Origin of the sequence: Xanthobacter sp. NM-59 (genome assembly GCF_021401125.1) — a bacterium.
GTDB lineage: Bacteria > Pseudomonadota > Alphaproteobacteria > Rhizobiales > Xanthobacteraceae > Xanthobacter.
Window position 1 is genome coordinate 101,804 of record NZ_JACBFQ010000007.1, and the last position, 17,385, is coordinate 119,188.

Genomic DNA, 17,385 nt, shown 5'->3' on the forward strand with positions numbered 1-17,385 from the left:
CAAGCATGTTTAGCAGACAGGCAAAGGCCATCACCGATGCTGCCGGCCGCCGCATCAGCACCACCGCGCGCGGCTACGACGTCCTGCGAGATCCAGCGCTCAACAAAGGCTCGGCCTTCTCGCCCGCGGAACGCAAGGCCCTCGGCCTCGAGGGGCTGTTGCCGCCCTTGGTGACGACCGAGCTGGAGCCCCAGCTGGAGCTGACCTACCAGGCTTATCACGCCGCCCCGACTGATCTGGCGAAGCACATTTACATGTGGCACCTGCACGACAATAACATCACGCTGTTCTACGCCCTGCTGCAGCGCCACATGCTGGAAATGCTGCCCGTCGTCTATGATCCCGTCGTCGGCGAGGCCATCGAAAACTATAGCGAGGTGATGACCCGCCCCCGCGGCATCTTCCTGAGCATTGACGACCCGGCAGGTGTCGAGGGGAAGCTGGCGGCGTTCGGCGCCGGCCCCGATGACATCGACCCTCACCGGGTCATTCCCGTGGCGCTCGATGTCGGCACCAACAATGAGAAGCTGCTCGACGCCCCCTGCTATGTCGGCTACCGCCACGCCCGTGCGGGCGGGCAAGACTATGACAACTTCATCGATGCCTATGTCACCGCGGCGAAAAAGCTGTTCCCGAAGGCGATGCTGCACTGGGAAGACTTCGGCTCCACCAATGCGCGCCGCATCCTCGGCCGCTACCGTGACAAGGTCGCCACCTTCAACGACGACATGCAAGGCACGGGCTCCATCGTCATTGCCGGTCTGCTCAACACCGTGGCCCGCACCGGCACCCCTTGGAGCGAGCAGCGCGTGGTCGTCTTTGGCGCCGGCACGGCGGGCGTCGGCATCGCCGACCAGATCCGCGACCTGATGGTCCGCCATGGCCTCTCCAAGGAAGAGGCCACGCGCCGCGTGTGGCTGGTCGACTTGCCCGGCCTCCTCACGGCCGACATGTCCGATGGACTGCTCGACTTCCAGCGGCCCTATGCACGCCCCGACGCGGAAGTGGCAGGCCTCGCCCGCACCCGCTGCGAGGCGATCCCGGCGGCCGAAACGCGCTGGCCCGAAATGTCCGCGCTGCGGGCTGCCGCGGCGGCGAAGGGCGGCATCATCGACCTTGCGACGGTGGTGGCGGCGGTGAAGCCCACCATCCTCATCGGCACCTCCACCACGCCCCATCAGTTCACCCAGGAGATCGTGGGCACGATGGCCGCCCACGTGGAACACCCGATCATCTTCCCGCTCTCCAACCCCACGCTGCTGCACGAAGCCACGGCGGCGTGCGCCTCAACGTCAGCGATTGGGAGGCGCAATTCGACCGGCGCCTGCGCGACGACGACGCCGTGAAACGCCGCATCGCCCGCGCCGCGGTGGAGCTGATCGACAAAGAGGCCACCATCCTCCTCGACAATTCGTCCACCGCCTGTTTCCTCGCCGAGATGCTGGCGCCGCGGGCGGGCCGGCTGACCGCCATCACCTTCTCCCTGGAGGTGACGCAGATCCTCACCGGCGCCGGCCGCAGCCACCGCGTCATCCTGCCGGGCGGGGAATAGCGCGCGGACGACCGCACTGTCATCGGGCCATCGGCCATCGATTTCGCCTCGCAATTCACGCCGAGCCTGTTCGTGATGTCGGTGGCGGCCGCATCCCCGCAGCACGGCTGCATGGATTTCGACCTGTTCGAGACCGAGCTCGAGCGGGCCATGATCCCCCTTGCGGACAAGGTGATGCTGCTGCTCGGCAGCTCCAAATGGACCAAGCCCGATCTCATCAATGTGTGCGGCTGGTCGGCCGTGGACATCCTCGTCACTGAGGCGGCGCCTCCTGCCGCGGTCACCGGCGAGCTGGAGCACGGCCGCATCGTGGTCGCCCCGTCCGCCGGCTGAAGGCGCGCAGCCCCACCTGTACGCCCCGGCAACGCAAAGAGGGCGGCACGCGGCCGCCCTCTTCCTCATGCTCCCGGCGCCCGACCCCGCGCCCTCTTCGAGGACGCGGGGGCCCGGCATTCAGGTCGCATAGGTCTTGCCGCGAATGAGAGTGCTCGGGACCAGGCCGCACAGCAGGAACGCAATGCACATGACCAGGAAGCCTGTTCCGATGTTCCCGCCGGTCGCCAGATAGCCGATGACGATGGGCGCCGCCACGCCGCCGAGCCGGCCGATATTGTAGGTGGCGCCGATCGCGAGGCCGCGAACGCTCGTGTCGAAGCTCTGGCCCATATAGGTCGCCGTCACGCCGAAGGGCATGCCGTAGAAGAAGCCGAACAGGGTCATCAGATAAGCGATGTTGCTTGGCGAATGCCAGAACACCACCACCGGAATGAAGGCCGCCGTCGCGGCATTGGCGATGAAGAACACCGCGCGGCAGCCGATCTTGTCCGCCAGCCAGCCGGCCGAGATCTTGCCGAGGGTCGACGCAAGGAAGGTCGCCATCATGTAACCGGCGATGGCACTGAACTTGATGTGCAGCTCTTCCTGAAGATAAGACGGCATCCAATTGACGACGCCATAATAGCCGAACTGCAGAAGGCCTGTGGCGATGGTCCAGATGACGAAACGCTTGCGATTCTCCACATCGCTGAGGAGCTGGCGGATGATGGAGGCCCGCTTGGTTCCCCCCGCCCCCCCATTGAGCGCGCGAGCGGCCTTCACCTCCAGATAGCAGGCGGGCTCCTGCACGAACATCTGCATGCCCAACGCCACCACCACTGGTACGATCGAAGTAAAGAACAGATAGCGCCAGCCAAAATCAGGGATGACGAAGCTCGACACCAGGGAGGCGACCACATAGCCGATGGTCCAGCCCGATTGCAGGGCTCCCAGGATGGTGGTGCGATATTTGGCGGGCGCATACTCGAACATCAAAGTATTGCTGCACACGAAGACCGCGCCGAGCCCCAGAGAACCGAAGAAGCGAACCACGGCGAACTGCCAGTAGTTCTGCGTCAACCCCAGAACACTGGTGCCGACTGAGAACAGGAAAACGGCGATCGACAAGGTCCGCACGCGCCCGAAACGATCGCAGGCCCAGCCGCCATAGATGCCGCCCACCGCCATGGCCGCCAAGGTAATGCTGCCCAGGGCGCCGGCCTCCACATTCGTGAGCGAGAACTCCTGCTTCAGGCTGGGAAGGCTCAAAGCCAGGTACATTACATCAGCGCCATCCGCCAGCAGGGCAAGGAAGGCGAAGACAAACACGACCATCCACTTTTTGTCGGCAACTGCTTTTTCGTCCGTCTCGACAGCCGTCGTCATCCTGTTTCCTCCGATATATTTATTTTATTTTGGGCGGGGCATATCGTTTCGCCCCCACGGGACCATGGCCCACGATGGGCTGCCTCGCCGCGCAAGGTCCAGGCGGGGGCGCAAGGTTCGGTTCAGATCATCAGCTCGATGAGGAAGGGCTTGGCCTCCTTGAAGCTCGCCTCCATCAGGGTCGCGCATTCCTCCATGGTATGCGCGCGGGCGGCTTCGACCCCGAGGCCGTTCGCCAGGGAAACCCAGTCAAGGTCCGGCTTGCCCAGGTCCAGCATGCTCATGGCCGTGGCACCGGGAACGGCGCCGACATTCTGATACTCGCCGATGAGGATATTATACTTCCTGTTATTGAGCAGGATGGTGGTGACAGGCAGGTTTTCACGGGCCTGGGTCCACAAGGCCTGCACCGTATACATGCCCGACCCATCCGCCTGCAGCGAGATGACACGACGCTCGCTCTTGCCGCCGATCGCCGCGCCCGTCGCCATGGGCAGCCCCCCGCCGATGGCGCCGCCGACCTGGTGCAGCCAGGTGTGAGCCGGCGAGGCATGGGAGCAGCGATAAAAGCCGCGCCCGTAGGAAATGCTTTCATCCGCGATGATTGTGCCTTCCGGCATCAGGGCCGCCACCGTCTGGGCCACCTTGTCCGACGTCGGGGCGCCTGATGCCACCGCGGCGCGCGCAGGGGCGGGCGGAAGGGGCACATCGGGCGCGCCAAGCGCTTCCACCAGCGCCGTCAGTGCCGCCACGGCGTCCTGTTCCGGCCGCGCCAGGACATGGATGTCGGCGTCGGGCCGGTGCTGGATGGAGGGCATGTCGGGATACCCGAAGAAGCCCACCGGCGCTTTCGCATTGACCAGAACGATCTGATCGAATTCCCGCAGCGCCTCGATCGCGAGACTCATCGCATAGGGAACCTTGGCCAGCGGGAGCGAACCTTCCCCGCGCTCCACGGTGGGTGCGCAATATTCCAGCATGATCTTGGCGCCGGTGGCCTGCGAGACGCGCCACGCCAATTTCTGGGCCTGCCGCGTGCCGCCCTTGCCGGAAAGCAGGATCAGCGTGTTGCGCCCATTCCGCAGGGCCCGCGCGGCATTGTCGACGGCGATGGCATCCAGCGCCACCAGCTCGGGAACGGCCAGGGCCGGCGCCACCACGCCCCCCTCGCTCCAGGAAATGTCGGACGGCACGATCAGCGTCGCGACCTGGCCCGGTCCGGTCCGCGCCGCCCGCACCGCTTCCGCGGCATCCGCGCCCAACAGCGGTGTGGCGGTGCTCATGCGCACCCATTGAGACACGGTGCGCGCGATGGCGTCCACGTCGGAGGTCAGCGGCGCGTCATACCAGCGGTGGTAGGTGGCCTGATCGCCGACGATGTTCACGATGCCGCTTCGGGCACGACGCGCATCATGCAGATTGGCCATGCCGTTGGAAAAGCCGGGGCCGCAGTGCAGCAGGGTACAGGCGGGCTTTCCGGCAATCCGATAATAGCCGTCGGCCATGCCGGTCACCACATTTTCCTGCAGCCCCAGATAGCAACGCATGCCGGGGCTCTGGTCCAATGCGGCGACAAAGTGCATCTCACTCGTGCCGGGATTGGCAAAGCAGGTATCCACGCCGGACTGCAACAGTGTTTCGACAAGACTTTTCGCGCCGTTCATCGGCAACTCCCATCGCATCAGCCCAAGATCGCAGCGCACAGAGGCGGATCTCGAGCCGAAATCAGATATGGATCGAAGCCGGGCCTCCTCGGCCCGGAAGTCGCACAAGGCGTCACCGTCAAGACGGGCGGCGCCTTTCGCAAGTGGCCAGCCCTTTCAGACGCCGATCTGGGAGACGAATTTGGGGTTGAGATAGGCTTCGATAGCCTCCGAGCCGCCTTCCGAGCCATAGCCGGAATCGCGCACGCCGCCAAACGGCACCTCCGGCAGGGCCAGGCCCAGATGGTTGATGGTCATCATGCCCGCGTCCACCCCGTCCGCCACCGCCGCCGCCGTCTTGGCCGAGCGCGTGTAGGCGTAGGACGCAAGCCCATAAGGCAGCCGGTTCGCCTCTGTGATGGCCTCGTCGAAGTCGCTGAAGGGCAGGATCATCGCCAGCGGGCCGAACGGCTCCTCGTTCATCATCCGCATCTCGCGGGTGACGCCCGTCACCACCGTCGGCTCGAAGAAATAGCCCTTATTGCCGATCCGCGCCCCGCCGGTCGCCACCTGCGCGCCGCGCTGGCGGGCATCGGCGATCAGCGCCTCCATGGCCGGGATGCGCCGCTCATTGGCCAGCGGGCCCATGGTGGTGTCGGGGTCGAGCCCGTTGCCCACCTTCACCGCCTTGGCCACCGCAACGAAGGTGTCCACGAACGCCTCATACACCTTCTCCTGCACCAGATAGCGGGTCGGAGACACGCACACCTGGCCGGCATTGCGGAACTTAGCGGTGGCGATCTGGCGGGCGGCGGCCTTCACGTCGGCGTCCTCGAACACGATCACCGGCGAGTGGCCGCCCAGCTCCATGGTGGCCCGCTTCATGTGCGCGCCGGCGAGCGCGGCCAGATGCTTGCCCACCGGGGTGGAGCCGGTGAAGGTGACCTTGCGGATGGTCGGGTGGGGGATGAGATGCTCGCTGATCTCGGCCGGCACGCCATAGACCAACCCGATGACGCCCTTCGGCACGCCGGCATCCACGAAGGCGCGGATAAGCTCGGCCGGGGAGGCCGGGGTTTCTTCCGGCGCCTTCACGATGATGGAGCAGCCGGCGGCAAGGGCTCCGCACAGCTTGCGCACCAGCTGGTTGATGGGGAAATTCCAGGGGGTGAAGGCGGCCACCGGCCCCACCGGCTCCTTGATGACGAGCTGGTAGACGCCCGGCGCGCGGGCCGGGATGACGCGGCCATAGGCGCGCCGGCCTTCTTCGGCGAACCAGTCGATGATGTCGGCGGCGGCCAGCGTCTCGCCGCGCGCCTCGGCCAGGGGCTTGCCCTGTTCGAGCGTCATGAGGCGGGCGATGGCCTCGGCCCGCTCGCGCAGGAGGTCGGCGGCGCGGCGCATGAGCTTGGAGCGATCATAGGCGGACACCTTGCGCCACACGGCAAAGCCGCGGGCGCTCGCCTCCAGCGCCTCGTCCAGGTCGGCCCGGGAGGCGTGGGCCACCGTGCCGATCTCCTCCTCGCTGGCCGGATTGACAACCGCAATGCGACCGCCGCCCGAAGCATCCCGCCACGCACCGTCAATGTGCAGCTGCACGTTCGGATAGGGGGTGTCGGAACTCATGAGCCCTCCCTTCAGACAGCATAATCCGCTGCGGCGCCATGAACTTGCCGCCTATGCTTGTGCTTTGTTGGTCTTGTTTTTCCACCTCCCGCCCGAGGTGGTAAAGCGAGAAAAAATCACTAGGTCATGCGCTTTCGTCATTAACTCCAGCGTCAGGCGCCCCCGCGGCCTGGCCTGCCATGTGGCGCGAAGCACCGGTTTCCAAGCGCGCGGCGGGGTAGCGGCGCCCTCCGATGCGACGCAGGCCGCAGCCGGCTCATGACGGGCGCTAAGGATTCTCTCGCAGGGGGAAGAAAGGAGCATCGAGAAACGTCTTCATGCTCTTTCACGAGCACAAGCACGCCATCAGCGGGCTCCGCCTGGAAGCCGCGTTCACGAATGGGCTCGCCCAGGCCGTGCGGAGGAAGCCGTCGCCGGAGCCTTCGGGTCGGGGCCGCTCCGATCAAGGCCGCGTGTATAGGCAGCGGCCTGTTCCAGCAACCAGGCGCGGAAGGCAAGTAATGATGGCCTCTGGCTCAGAGCCTCCGGATAGACGAGGTAATAGGCATCGCTATCCGACAAGTCCGGCTCGGCGAGGGCTCGCAGACGCCCCTCCGCAATATGCCGCTGCACGAAGAAATCCGGCACGAGCGCGATTCCAAGGCCGGCTTCCGCTCCGCTGATCAGCATGGTGTGGAGCTCGTAGCGGGCACCGCGAACGGCGCGCGCATCATCCACGCCATGATGCCCGAACCAGTCTTCCCACGCATTCGGCCGCGTCGTCGAATGCAGCAGCGGATAGGCAAGAAGATCCCGCGGCGAGCGGATTTCTCCGCTGATAAGAGCCGGCGCGCAGACGGGCACCACGCCTTCCCCAAAGAGATAGTCGAGCTGCGCAGAGGCCCAATAGGGTCTGCCATAATGGATCGCGGCCTCGAAATGCGTCTCCTCGAAGGAAAAAGCTTCCGTTCGCACCCCCATGTTCACACCAACGTCGGGATGCCTCGCATTGAAGCTGGGCAAGCGCGGGATCAACCAATGGGAGGCAAAGGTAGGCAGCACCGCCAGTTCCAGCTGCGCGCCACCACCATGGGACATCAGGGATGCGGTATCCCGGTTCAAGGCCTCGATCGAGCGGCGAACCTGGGTCGCGTAAAGCCGCCCCGCGCGCGTCAGACGCACACGCTGCTTGACGCGCACAAAAAGCGTGACGTCGAGATTGCCTTCCAGCAGGGCGATCTGCCGCGAGATGGCGCTTTCCGTCAGGCAAAGGTCCCTGGCGGCCAGAGTGAAACTCTCATAGCGCGCCGCCGCCTCGAAGGCCAATAAAGTTCCAATATTCGGTATTCTCACCTTGCGCATATGTGATGATGCTCGACAGACTGGATAATAAAACCTGGGCCTTGACGATATCCAGAGCGTCGCCATATCGCAATCCATCCCACGGGGTGGACGGGCCGGTTGGCGCGGGACGCACCGACGTCTTCCGTGGCCGCGGCGGGGGCACACAAGCGGTTTGGCACCCCAGGCGCCCGGTGCCGCGAAGCGCGCCGTGACGATGGCAAGCCCCGAACGGCACTCACCATCACTACGATCAGCCCTCGAAAGAGCCGCCTCCCGGAGCGTTTTGAGGCGCGGCCTTCCTGGAGCGTCCCGACAAGCCGTGCAATACCGCACGCGTGCGAGGTCCATGCGCGTTCAGCCATAAGCTGAGGCACCGCCCCGGCTTCACCAAAGTCATCGCTTTGGCATCCTTTCTCCGCCACCGCAGAACACTGCAAGGCCGTTCTATGGCCAAAAATCGCCATTCATACCGGCACGAGGATACGCATGGTAGAGATGCATCTGCGCCCAGCTTTGATATTTCCATTATTTAGAAAAATACCAATACTCGATCATCCATGATTGTGTAGATACAACTGTTCTGCGTCATACTGCTTTCACCAAAGGCCACTTCCTTGCGGCGTCCCGCGCCGCCTTTGTTGCCTCAGTGGCCATCGGAGCGTTGAGCGCACCGGCTTTCGCCCAGACAGCCTCAGTTGGGACGACCGTCTACTACAAAAATCAGATGACCGGCCCCAGCGGCGGCAACGCGCACGATTCCTGTTTCGACAAGCCCGGGGACGGCCACGGCGGGCAACCCGGTGACAGCATCGACGCAACCGTATCCTATGGCGGCGCCTCCGGCTCCACCTATGACGGCACATTGATCGTCGCCAGCTCGACGGCGGCAAGGGGGGGCACGGGCGGCTCGGGCGAACACTGTGGCTATGCCGGCGGCGGCGGTTCCGTGACGCTGAACACGTCCAGCCTGTCGGGGACTTACAAATTCAATTACACGGGAATTTATGTTCTCTCCCAACGCGGCCAGTGGCAACGTGGTGGTCGTTAATTACGGCGGCATCATCTCCAACTCGCCGACCACCGGCAATGCGGAGAGCCTGGTGGCCCAGGCCCTGGGCGGCTCGGGCGGCAATGGCGGCTTTGCGGTGCCCGGGTCCGTGTCGAACGGGGACCTGTCCCTGGCGGTCGGCGGCGGTGGTGCCGGCGGAACCGCGGGCGCCGTCTTCAATGAGGGCGTGATCCAGACCGTCGGTCCGTTGTCGGCGAGCCTGGCGGCGCAAAGCCTCTGCGGCGCGGGCGGCGTCGGTGGCGGCAGCCTGGTGGGCGGGGTCGCCAGCGATACCAGCCTTGGCGTGAACGTGGGCGGCATCGCCGGCGGTGTCGACGTCTACACGACGTCGATCTCGACCGCCGGCGATCAATCGCCCGGCATCGTCGCCCAAGCCATTGGCGGGGCCGGCGGCTCGGGTGGATGGGACGTGGCGGGCACCATCGGCAGTAGCGTCTCGGCCAACCTGACCACTGGCGACACCGGCGGCGCCGGCGGCATGGTTATCTTCGTGTCCACGAAGCCGGCTGCAGCTCAGATGTGAGAGTTTCGATCCACGCCCCGGCACGGGGGCGACTCCGGTGTTGAAGACACCGTTGTTGTTGTAGCGGTTTCGATCCACGCCCCCACACGGGGGGCGACCCAAGGTACCGCAGGACGGGAGGCTCTTCGCACGCGTTTCGATCCACGCCCCCGCACGGAGGGCGACTTCTACCGCCTCGCAGTGGGCGCGCGGGCGACGAAGTTTCGATCCACGCCCCCGCACGGGGGCGACCACCGTGCGCAGTGGCTCGGTGAGCATGGATTCCTGTTTCGATCTACGCCCCCGCACGGGGGGGGCGACGTAGCGCTCGGTCTCGTCACGCACGACCATGTGCATGTTTCGATCCACGCCCCCCCCCCCCGCACGGGGGGCGACATCATCGATGGCTCGGTGGATCTACTGACCTTCGTTTCGATCCACGCCCCCGCACGGGGGGCGACAGGCCGTCCCCGAAAGTCCGATGGAGGAGCTGACGGTTTCGATCCACGCCCCCGCACGGGGGGCGACGTCTCCTGAGTGAAGGCCGCCTTCCGGCCGTCGATGTTTCGATCCACGCCCCCGCACGGGGGGCGACGACCTCATAGCCATCAAGGCCGGGAGGAACATCAGTTTCGATCCACGCCCCCGCACGGGGGGCGACGCGGCCGGGGCGGGCTGGTTCCCATAGCCCCGGTGGTTTCGATCCACGCCCCCGCACGGGGGGCGACTTGGTAGCTACCGATAATCCAGTTGTACCCATCGGAGTTTCGATCCACGCCCCCGCACGGGGGGCGACCGCATGACCTGGATGACTTCCTCGCGATCCTGCGTGTTTCGATCCACGCCCCCGCACGGGGGGCGACTGCGCTTGGGCTCTATAAGCCCAAAAACCCGCGCAAGTTTCGATCCACGCCCCCGCACGGGGGGCGACGGCGGGCTCCTGCCCCTCCGGGACCAGGAACAAAAGGTTTCGATCCACGCCCCCGCACGGGGGGCGACTTTATTGCGCGCTGCATGTCAACGGCATGCTGGCAGGTTTCGATCCACGCCCCCGCACGGGGGGCGACCGGTTACAGCTCTGGCAGCTATCAGCCCGCCAGCGTTTCGATCCACGCCCCCGCACGGGGGGCGACATGGCATCATCCAGCGTCGCTACAACCAGTATCGGTTTCGATCCACGCCCCCGCACGGGGGGCGACATCTGCGCGGCCTTGGTGGGGGCGAAGAGCACCTTGTTTCGATCCACGCCCCCGCACGGGGGGCGACATCGCTCGTGCCGCCAGAGCTGCCGCTACCGGAGTTTCGATCCACGCCCCCGCACGGGGGGCGACCTGTCTCCTTGCCTGCGCCGGCTCGGGCGGGACGGTTTCGATCCACGCCCCCGCACGGGGGGCGACCTCTTGGGTTGGTGCGCCTTCTTCGAGCGACATGTGGTTTCGATCCACGCCCCCGCACGGGGGGCGACCTCCTGCAACACACCTGCCGAGGAGATACCACCGAGTTTCGATCCACGCCCCCGCACGGGGGGCGACATCGTCCGCGTCTCCGCGTGATGTCAAAAGCATCGTTTCGATCCACGCCCCCGCACGGGGGGCGACACCCGCATGTCGACGGGGATGCGCCGCCCATCCGGTTTCGATCCACGCCCCCGCACGGGGGGCGACGCGCCGGCCACTCTGACTGCATCGCCCTCCGCGACGTTTCGATCCACGCCCCCGCACGGGGGGCGACTCTCCTAACTCATCAATGCATAACGTTTGAGGGTGTTTCGATCCACGCCCCCGCACGGGGGGCGACGCCGACGCGTTGATCCAGCTCGGGCGCTGCGTCCCGTTTCGATCCACGCCCCCGCACGGGGGGCGACGTACCGGCTGTAGGAGACCGTCTCCGGATCGTCGTTTCGATCCACGCCCCCGCACGGGGGGCGACCCGGATGATCGGGTGCGCACGCATCTTCTCATTGTTTCGATCCACGCCCCCGCACGGGGGGCGACACGTTTGGTCCCAGGCCGTTGGCTATGGCGAAGCGTTTCGATCCACGCCCCCGCACGGGGGGCGACCGTGACGCGCGCATCGAACTCGATTGGGCGGATGGTTTCGATCCACGCCCCCGCACGGGGGGCGACCACCTCAAGCCAGATCACCAGCCTGCAGACCCAGGTGTTTCGATCCACGCCCCCGCACGGGGGGCGACCAACTTGGCTCGCGACCATCCCTGACATCGAAAACGTTTCGATCCACGCCCCCGCACGGGGGGCGACCGCCCGTCTCTAACACCCTGCCGCCACGCTGAAAATGCCGTTGTCCGCGCGAACCGACCGGCGGTGAGGGGCTGAGGCCGCTCGATGCCGGGCTTAATTTGCGTGAAGTCGTAAATTTCCCATGCCTTAGTGGGCGCGCGAACCGTCTAGGCTCCGTATGTGGGCTTCAGGTTCGCGCTGGCCTTCAGAACACCAACGGACCGTCGAGATCCTGGACGGGTTTGGCGCCGACATGCTCGACCCTGCGCCGGCCTTCCGCGCCCAGCCGATAGAAACGCAGACTGTCCGTTGAGGCGTCTATCTCGGCAATCAATCGCGATTTGAGAATGACCCACTGGGAAGGGTCGACCTCGCATTCGAACACGGAGTTCTGCACCCGCTGTCCGTAATCGAGGCACGCCCGCGCCACGCGGCGGAGCCTGCGGCGGCCCGCGGCAGTCTCGGTGCTCACGTCATAGGCCACAAGCATCAGCATGCGTCATTTCCAGATGAAACCCGGATAGCCGTCGATGTCGCCGCGCAGATGGCGAGCCAGCAACTGCGCCTGCGCATGAGCGACAAGGCCCAGCGGCATCTTCTCATTGAGGAAGGGATGGGTCAGCTCCTCCCGCTTGCGCTCCTGCCAAGCCACCAGGACACGCTTGCGTGCCTCATCGGTCAAGCGCACGCCGCCCGCATCCTCGACCTTGAAATCTCCTGGCGCGAGCTGTCGGCGGTTGACAAGACTGAGCACGAGGCGATCCGCGAGCACAGGCCGAAGCTCTTCCATCAGATCGAGGGCGAGCCCCGCGCGGCCCGGTCGATCGGCATGCAGGAAGCCGACCTGGGGATCGAGGCCGTGAGTTTCGAGGGCAGAGCGACAATCATGGCCGAGCAGAGCATAAAGAAACGACAGCAGCGCATTGATCCGGTCGAGCGGCGGACGGCGCGACCGTCCACCGAAGACGAAGGCGGGATCATCGCTCCGCAGAAGGTGGTTGAAGCAGCCGAAATAGACCTGCGCCGCCTCTCCTTCCAAGCCGCGCAGCAGGGCGACTTCCGCCGCGATGAGGGAGCGGCGGGCCACATCGGTGAGCCGGCGCTCTGCCACTTCCAACATCTCCCGGCCAGAGGCCGGCATGGTGCCGCCATGATCGCGCAGGGCGCGGCGGATCACCGTGCGCTGGTTCGCGGCTTTCGCCGCCACGATCCCGCGCACGATGGGCACCGTTTGTCCAGGGGTGTCCGCTACGCGGAACTGGGTGCGCCGCAGCAGCACATTGCCGGTGCGCGGGCCCTCGACGCGGGCGAGAAAGCGGCCATTCGGATCGAGGAGCGACACCGTGATGCCGGCCTCGGCGCAGGCGGCCAGCAAGGCCGGCGAGGCGCCCGGCCGGCCGAAGCTGACCACCCCTTCCAGCATGTGCAGCGGCGCGCGGCCACGCTCCGCTCCGGCCACCTCGACGACGAGATTGGCGCCGTCCTTGCGCAGCCAGGCATCCTCGCTGGTCACATAGATGGTGTTGAGCATCCGCCGCATAGCGCCCTCACCGCTTCAATTGAGCAGCAAGCCAGAGCGCGATGGAGGGCGGGTGCTCCAGTCGCACCGGCTGGCATAGCGCCTCCAGTGAGCAACGACGGCAACCGGCCATGTGGACCGGAGCCGGAGTGCTCTGCGCCATGATCATGGCGCGGGCCGCCGCCGCCGTCTGCGTCGTCAGGGCGCGCAGGGCGTCGTCGAATATCACGCTCTGGCGGCGACGGGTCTCGCCATAGAACAGCGCCCCCTCGGGCACTGCGACGCCGAAAGCCTCCTCAAGGCAGATCGCCTGGGCGCAAAGCTGCACCTCGTCCGCGCGGTGGGCCTTGGGCTTGCCCCGCTTGTATTCCACCGGAAACGGACGGATGTCCTGCGCGTCCGCACCACCGAGGAACTCCACCACATCGGCCTTGCCGCTCACCCCGAGAGCCACCGAGCGCAACGCCACCCCTCGGGCGATGCGCACGCCCGGGCGGGTTTCGGCCAGCCCGGAATCGACCTTCTCATGCAGGAGTCGACCTTCCGCCGTGGCCCCGTCCTCCGCCCAGAGCTGCTCCACATGGATGAGCGCGCACTGGCGCGGGCAGAACAGATAATGCTGCAGCGCCGACAGCGGGATCAGCCCGTCCTCGGTCTCGCGGTCGATGACGGAGGGCATGGGCGGCGTTCCTACCGCTCGATGATCTCGATGCCGTCCGGCAGGCCGTCGCGTTCGACGGTGATGGCATAATCCTCAAAGCTGCGCGGCGGTGGGGCGTTGTCGAGCCGCTCATCGCCGGGCGGATAACACTCCCCCTTGAACATCCGGCAGACCTTCACCCGCTCGAAGAGCTGGCTTGCCTGCGCATTGCCGAGCTGCGAGGCGTGCCGGAAGATGACAAGCTTGCGCGTCGCCATTTCGCCGCGCGCGGCGGAACGGTCATGCTCGAACATGTTGGAGAGGGCCTCGAACAAAAGGTCGAGGTCCGCATCGGAAAAGCCGGTGCCCTTGACCGGATGGGAGGCGAGCGGCGCCGACACAAAGCCATGGGCGCGATAGAGGCCATAAGGCACGATGTGCTTGCGTCCCATGGTGCGCCCGCCCTTCGCCTCCGCGTCGGCCTCCGTGGTCGCGGCGAGGCGGGTGATGGAGATTTCAAGCGGCAGGATGGGCTCAACGGACCGCGCGAAGCCGATCTGCACCGGCCCGCGCACCTGCCCGGCATTCACGCCGGTGGTCATCACCGCGCCGAAGGTGCGGATGTCCCAGAAGTTCGCGCACATCCAGCGGGTGAGCGCGCGGGCCTTCTCCTCTTCCTTGGGCCCCTTCTTGAGTTCTTCCGCCTTGGTCACCTCGGGCATCACGGCCGCCCAGGCGCGCTTATGCTCATTGTTGAGGGTCGCGCCATCGCGCATGTAGATTTCGTGGCCGGGCGCATCGGGCCGCGCCAGCGCCACGTAATTGCGGATCTTGCGCTTCAGCGCCACGTCCGAGACCAGCCCCTGATTGGTCTCGGGATCGAGCCGCGGCATGTTGCCGGCGTCCGGGTCGCCGTTCGGGTTGCCGTTGATCACATCGAAGAAGAGCACGAACTCATGCCGGCGCGCGAGGCCGCTGGTTTCACTCGTCATTGCTGCTGTCCTCTGCATCGCTCTCTTCAATCTCCGCCTCCGCACGGTCGGCGAACTGGCCCTTGCGCTGGTGGTAGTAGCCGAGCACGAAGCGCCCCTGCGCCTCGAGCGGGAGCGTGCGGGGCATGTGGTCGCCGAGATGGCCGGCGATCTCCTCGATCTCCCGTTCCAGCCAGGCGCCCTTGCCGCCCTTGCGCAGCTTGCCCAGATGGTTTTGCGCGCCGCGCATCAGCAGAGGGAAGACGCTCGCGGGCGTGGCCGAGGCCGCGCCGAAATAGCGATCGCGAATGGTGGCGTTGACCTTGCCCAGGGCCATGCGCTGGGCCGTCTCATAGGCGGCGAACAGGCGCCCGAGCTGATAGGCCGGACTGGGACTATCCTTTTGGAGACTCACCGGCGGATCCTCCGTGACGTGTTGGGACATATCGGGTTCTTGCCGATCAATGGTCTTCAGTCGGGCATCGCGGGCGAGCACGGCCTTGATCATGGCGGCGTGCCAGCCGGTCAAGGGATCGTCTCCCGCGCGCAACCGCATGATCGCCGTGGCGAGCAGCGAACGCGGATAGCGGGTGCCTTCCAGAACCGCGCGCGTGACCTCGCCTGCCAGCAAGGGCGGGATGTTCTCGAACTTCTCCTTCAGCGAACTGTTTTTCTGACGAACCGTTGTATGGGCAAGGAGCCACTCTATCGACGGCGGGCGTTCGCCCCAGGGATGGGGAAGGATGGCAAGGTCGCGGTAATGATCGGCGAGGCGTTCGACGAAGGTGCCGAAATCGTCGCTGAGCCAATAGCGCACCGAAAGACGCGCCGCATTCGGCGCGAGACCCAGCACATGAAAGCGCGTGCCGGGACTGAGGCGCGCATCGAGCGCCTCGACCGGATGGCCGTTCATCACGTGTTCGAGCGTTTCGCGCACCTTTTTCGCTTCGTCGGCGTCATCCGGCGGCTCGGCCAGGGCGGCGAAGACATCCTCGGCCGCGCGCGCGTGCGCTTCATCGACCGTCTGCGAGGTGTCGGCCCAGAACACCACCGTGGCATCACCGATGCCACGTGCAAGACGATTATGGCTGGTCCGCTCCAGCATGCCGTTCAGGGCGGCGCCATAGCGGAAGGCAGCGTCCCGGGAGGTCGGCGCATTGTCGCCCTGCTCCTTGCCGTAAGAGGCGAAGGCGTCAAGATTGAACGATACCAGCGAGGCCCCCGAGGACTGCGCGCCGCTCACCCCCTTGATGGTCGGATGAAGCCGCTCCGCGACGGCGGGCGTCCCGGTTACAAGGCATGGCACGACGCGGCCCTCGCTTCCCGCTCTTTTCGAGATCAGTGCACGCGCCGCCGCGCGCTCGTGGATGAAGCTGTTCTCTCCCTCCAGGCGAAAGACGATGTTGGTGTCCAGCATGTCGGGCGTGAACGGTGGCGCGTCGAAGCGTTCCGGCATCCAGCCTTCGAGAAAGCGGCGCAGCGCGAGCAGCCCCAGGTCATCGGTCGATGCGAGCAGTTCGAGATGGGCAACCTTGAAGGCCTCGTGCTCCTGCGCCGTGCGCTTCCCGTCTCCCGCGGTGCGGCCGAGCACGTAAGCGCTCTTGTCCCAGAGGAGGTTGGGAAGGATTCCGGCTGTGCGTTTCACGGCTGCGGGCACGGAGAGCAGTTGCGGCACGAGGCGCTTCCCGCTCGCGACGCGCAAGTCGAGCACGGCGCGTGGCGTCCCGTCCGGCGCGATCTCGATGGCGAAGCTGATCTTCTCGCGCGAGAAGCCGGGCGCTTCCGCCTCCCCCCGTTCGGCCATCCGATCGTAATAATGATCGAGCGACTGCAGAAGCGTCATGACACGGTGCCCTCGGCAAGGCAGCTTTTCACATCGAGGACGCCCCCCTTCAGCCGAGCATGGAAGAAGTGCGAGGTCGCGTTGTCGGCGAAGTCGATGTCATGGAGCATCCAGCCGAGATCGCGCTCGCGCTGGTCTTCCGGCAGGGTGCTTTCGGGCAGCGGCGCGCCAGGGGGAATGAGGGCGAAGTCGGCCACGCATTCGCGGGTTCCGAGGCAGGGTCGGTGGAAGCATTGCCCCGCCGCCGCGCGGCGATTGAACATGCTCAGATGTTTGGCCTCGCTGTCCGAGGCCCCGGCCCGGGCGGTCAGCTCGAAATGCGCCTCGATCACATAGTCGACGTCGTTCAGAAACAAGGTCGCGCGCTGCTGCCGGTTGTCCTCCACCATGAGGCCGAGCCCGTCGGTGCTGCCGGCCCACATGGCCCGGGCGGCGGTGACGGCACTGGCCTTGGCTCCCACCTCATTGCGCCGGAAGGACTGGAAGCGGATGGGCTTCAGCACGTGGATGGCGTCGACCACCCAGCAGATCGCCGGTTTCCAGTGGATCGCCTCGAGAATGCCCCGCGCGGCTGAAGGCGTCATCACGTCATAGGAGACGCGCTCGACTTTCATCTCCGGCCGCGTGAAGCAGGCGCGCTCTCCCCAGACGTGCAGCCGCACTCCATAAGACATGCGAATCGCCCCCCTCGAACACCTTATGCGAGAATATTTCGCGCCGGCAATCAATAACCCCGGAAAGGCAACAAAGTCGCAC

The 17,385-nt window shown here is 66.0% G+C and carries 13 protein-coding genes, 1 pseudogene and 1 CRISPR repeat array; of the genes and pseudogenes, 4 read left to right on the top strand and 10 right to left on the bottom strand.

The window, feature by feature from the left end:
• Positions 1-5 precede the first annotated feature (5 nt).
• Both maeA and L0966_RS13785 read left to right on the top strand, forming a co-directional pair.
• Positions 6-1,346, top strand: coding sequence for an oxaloacetate-decarboxylating malate dehydrogenase (maeA, locus tag L0966_RS13780; protein ID WP_234052518.1), 1,341 nt, complete (start codon positions 6-8; stop codon positions 1,344-1,346).
• 23 nt (positions 1,347-1,369) lie between these two features.
• Positions 1,370-1,885 (top strand): annotated as a pseudogene (locus L0966_RS13785) (DeoR/GlpR family DNA-binding transcription regulator).
• 120 nt (positions 1,886-2,005) lie between these two features.
• Here L0966_RS13785 and L0966_RS13790 read toward each other — a convergent pair.
• The 4 genes from L0966_RS13790 to L0966_RS13805 all read right to left on the bottom strand — a co-directional run bounded on the left by L0966_RS13790 (position 2,006) and on the right by L0966_RS13805 (position 7,863).
• Positions 2,006-3,253 (bottom strand): MFS transporter, encoded by a 1,248-nt coding sequence (locus L0966_RS13790; protein ID WP_234052519.1) that lies wholly within the window; start codon positions 3,251-3,253, stop codon positions 2,006-2,008.
• Between the two features lie 122 nt (positions 3,254-3,375).
• Positions 3,376-4,917 (bottom strand): acetolactate synthase large subunit, encoded by a 1,542-nt coding sequence (locus L0966_RS13795; protein WP_234052520.1) that lies wholly within the window; start codon positions 4,915-4,917, stop codon positions 3,376-3,378.
• 156 nt (positions 4,918-5,073) lie between these two features.
• Complete coding sequence (locus L0966_RS13800; RefSeq protein ID WP_234052521.1) at positions 5,074-6,522, bottom strand: NAD-dependent succinate-semialdehyde dehydrogenase; 1,449 nt, start codon at positions 6,520-6,522, stop codon at positions 5,074-5,076.
• 372 nt (positions 6,523-6,894) lie between these two features.
• Complete coding sequence (locus L0966_RS13805; protein ID WP_234052522.1) at positions 6,895-7,863, bottom strand: LysR family transcriptional regulator; 969 nt, start codon at positions 7,861-7,863, stop codon at positions 6,895-6,897.
• 706 nt (positions 7,864-8,569) lie between these two features.
• Between L0966_RS13805 and L0966_RS13810 the strand changes: the two genes are divergently transcribed.
• Positions 8,570-8,893: a hypothetical protein gene (locus tag L0966_RS13810; RefSeq protein ID WP_234052523.1), complete on the top strand. Its 324-nt coding sequence runs from the start codon at positions 8,570-8,572 to the stop codon at positions 8,891-8,893.
• Entirely contained in the window at positions 8,850-9,437 is a 588-nt protein-coding gene (locus L0966_RS13815; protein WP_234052524.1) for a hypothetical protein, read from the top strand. Before L0966_RS13810 ends, L0966_RS13815 begins: the two co-directional genes overlap by 44 nt.
• Before the next feature lie 2 nt (positions 9,438-9,439).
• Positions 9,440-11,677: direct repeats of the CRISPR family, unit length 27 nt; unit sequence GTTTCGATCCACGCCCCCGCACGGGGG.
• A 184-nt stretch (positions 11,678-11,861) separates the two neighbouring features.
• Here L0966_RS13815 and cas2 read toward each other — a convergent pair.
• From cas2 to cas5c, 6 genes are read right to left on the bottom strand one after another with little or no spacing between them, the layout of a single operon-like run.
• Positions 11,862-12,152: a CRISPR-associated endonuclease Cas2 gene (cas2, locus tag L0966_RS13820; protein ID WP_234052525.1), complete on the bottom strand. Its 291-nt coding sequence runs from the start codon at positions 12,150-12,152 to the stop codon at positions 11,862-11,864.
• 3 nt (positions 12,153-12,155) lie between these two features.
• On the bottom strand, positions 12,156-13,196 hold the full coding sequence (cas1c, locus tag L0966_RS13825) for a type I-C CRISPR-associated endonuclease Cas1c (RefSeq protein WP_234052526.1): 1,041 nt from the start codon (positions 13,194-13,196) through the stop codon (positions 12,156-12,158).
• Positions 13,197-13,203: 7 nt separating this feature from the next.
• Positions 13,204-13,854 carry a CRISPR-associated protein Cas4 gene (gene cas4 / locus L0966_RS13830; RefSeq protein WP_234052527.1) on the bottom strand — a complete coding sequence of 217 codons (651 nt, stop codon included), beginning with the start codon at positions 13,852-13,854 and terminating at the stop codon, positions 13,204-13,206.
• Between the two features lie 11 nt (positions 13,855-13,865).
• Positions 13,866-14,807 (bottom strand): type I-C CRISPR-associated protein Cas7/Csd2, encoded by a 942-nt coding sequence (gene cas7c / locus L0966_RS13835; RefSeq protein WP_234052528.1) that lies wholly within the window; start codon positions 14,805-14,807, stop codon positions 13,866-13,868.
• Entirely contained in the window at positions 14,797-16,629 is a 1,833-nt protein-coding gene (gene cas8c / locus L0966_RS13840; protein ID WP_234052529.1) for a type I-C CRISPR-associated protein Cas8c/Csd1, read from the bottom strand. The genes cas7c and cas8c overlap by 11 nt, the downstream gene beginning before the upstream one ends.
• Complete coding sequence (gene cas5c / locus L0966_RS13845; protein ID WP_234052530.1) at positions 16,626-17,303, bottom strand: type I-C CRISPR-associated protein Cas5c; 678 nt, start codon at positions 17,301-17,303, stop codon at positions 16,626-16,628. The genes cas8c and cas5c overlap by 4 nt, the downstream gene beginning before the upstream one ends.
• Positions 17,304-17,385: the final 82 nt, after the last annotated feature.

Bases quoted from the DNA above. Each gene is read 5' to 3' on its own strand.
- L0966_RS13790 (WP_234052519.1), bottom strand. From the start codon at position 3,253: ATGACGACGGCTGTCGAGACGGACGAAAAAGCAGTTGCCGACAAAAAG.
- cas1c (WP_234052526.1), bottom strand. From the start codon at position 13,196: ATGCGGCGGATGCTCAACACCATCTATGTGACCAGCGAGGATGCCTGG.
- L0966_RS13815 (WP_234052524.1), top strand. From the start codon at position 8,850: ATGTTCTCTCCCAACGCGGCCAGTGGCAACGTGGTGGTCGTTAATTAC.
- cas2 (WP_234052525.1), bottom strand. From the start codon at position 12,152: ATGCTGATGCTTGTGGCCTATGACGTGAGCACCGAGACTGCCGCGGGC.
- L0966_RS13795 (WP_234052520.1), bottom strand. From the start codon at position 4,917: ATGAACGGCGCGAAAAGTCTTGTCGAAACACTGTTGCAGTCCGGCGTG.
- cas7c (WP_234052528.1), bottom strand. From the start codon at position 14,807: ATGACGAGTGAAACCAGCGGCCTCGCGCGCCGGCATGAGTTCGTGCTC.
- L0966_RS13810 (WP_234052523.1), top strand. From the start codon at position 8,570: ATGACCGGCCCCAGCGGCGGCAACGCGCACGATTCCTGTTTCGACAAG.
- L0966_RS13800 (WP_234052521.1), bottom strand. From the start codon at position 6,522: ATGAGTTCCGACACCCCCTATCCGAACGTGCAGCTGCACATTGACGGT.
- cas4 (WP_234052527.1), bottom strand. From the start codon at position 13,854: ATGCCCTCCGTCATCGACCGCGAGACCGAGGACGGGCTGATCCCGCTG.
- cas8c (WP_234052529.1), bottom strand. From the start codon at position 16,629: ATGACGCTTCTGCAGTCGCTCGATCATTATTACGATCGGATGGCCGAA.
- L0966_RS13805 (WP_234052522.1), bottom strand. From the start codon at position 7,863: ATGCGCAAGGTGAGAATACCGAATATTGGAACTTTATTGGCCTTCGAG.
- maeA (WP_234052518.1), top strand. From the start codon at position 6: ATGTTTAGCAGACAGGCAAAGGCCATCACCGATGCTGCCGGCCGCCGC.
- cas5c (WP_234052530.1), bottom strand. From the start codon at position 17,303: ATGTCTTATGGAGTGCGGCTGCACGTCTGGGGAGAGCGCGCCTGCTTC.